Annotated in this window: 2 protein-coding genes; both read left to right on the forward strand. The window is 70.0% G+C overall.

All coding sequences use genetic code 11. The features are described from left to right. On the forward strand, positions 1-1,187 hold a 1,187-nt coding region (locus ACODT0_RS42290; protein ID WP_489044035.1), incomplete at its 5' end, for an acyltransferase family protein. A 23-nt stretch (positions 1,188-1,210) separates the two neighbouring features. Continuing rightward, the coding region (locus tag ACODT0_RS42295) for an acyltransferase family protein (RefSeq protein WP_489044036.1) at positions 1,211-1,424 on the forward strand (214 nt) is incomplete at its 3' end.

Below are 1,424 nucleotides of genomic sequence, written 5' to 3' on the forward strand. Positions count from 1 at the left end.
CGAGCTGCATCGCGGCGGGGCCGCAGGGGGTGCTCAATCGGTACCTGCTGTCGAACCCGCTGATGGTGGGCATCGGGCTGATCAGCTATCCGCTGTACCTGTGGCATTGGCCGCTGTTGTCCTATGCGCGCATCGTGCAGGGCGCGGCGCCGTCGGCGGCCCTGAGCGCCGCGATGGTCGCGGCCAGCGTGGCGCTGGCCTGGCTCACCTACCGCACGGTGGAACGCGCGGTCCGGGTGCGCACGGGACCCGCTATGCTGCGCGTGCTGGGCGGCAGCGCCATCGCGGTGATCGCCGTGGCGGTCGCGGTGCAACTGGGCCTGCCCGCGCCGCGGCACGACGACCCGATGCTGCAGACGCTGAGCAATGCCTCCTCGGACGGCGAGTACTACGCGGGGCTCGCCTCCGAGACGCTCGACGGCAACTTCGTGCGCCGCGCGGGCGAGGGCGCGCGCAAGGTGCTCGTGATCGGCGACAGCCACATCTCGCAGTACGCGCCGCGCGCGCGCGCACTGGCGCAGCGTTCGCCCGAGACCATGTCCACCACCTACTTCTTCGAATACCCGGCCTGCGCGCCGGTGCCGGGCATGATGGTGCCGATCAATTCGGGCTGCGCGCCGCGGCGCGCGCAGATGCTCGAGGCGGCCTTCGATCCGAAGATCGACGCCGTGGTGGTCGGTGCCTGCTGGAACTGCTACTTCACCGGCAACTTCTACATGCCTTACGTGTTCGAGGACGGCACTTCGGCGCTGCCGATCAACGACGGCGGGCCCGGCATCGAGCCGGCGCTGGCATCGTTGCAGAAGCTGCTGGGCGAACTCGCGCGCCACAAGAAGGTCTACCTGCTGCTGGACAACCCGATGGGCAGCGATTTCGAGCCGGGCCGCATGATCTCGGGCAGCCGCCTGGGCACGCTGAGCGTGCTGGCGATGGCCGGCACGGCGGCACAGCCACCCGGGCAGGCCCGGCTGAACGAGCGGCTGCTGGCGATCGCGGCGGCGAGCGGTGCCGAGCCGATCGACGCGGCCGGTCGCCTGTGCCGCGAGGGCCGGTGCCTGCGCACCATGCCCGACGGCGGACCGGCCTATCTCGACAACAACCATCTGCGTCCGGCCTACATCCGTGACCACGCGAGCTACGTCGACACGGCGTTTCTCGCACCCGCGCCGCCGCGCGCGGGCAATTGAAAGGACTGCCGAAAGGCGCAGCGATGCATCCCAAGTACCGCCCCGACATCGATGGCCTGCGCGCCGTGGCCGTGGCCTCGGTGGTGGCGTACCACGCCTTCCCGAAGGCGCTGCCCGGTGGCTTCGTGGGGGTGGACATCTTCTTCGTGATCTCGGGCTTCCTGATCACGACCATCATTCTCCAAAGCCAGGCCGCGGGCGACTTCAGCTACCGCGACTTCTACGCACGGCGCGTGC

This window comes from Variovorax sp. FG153, assembly GCF_057809595.1.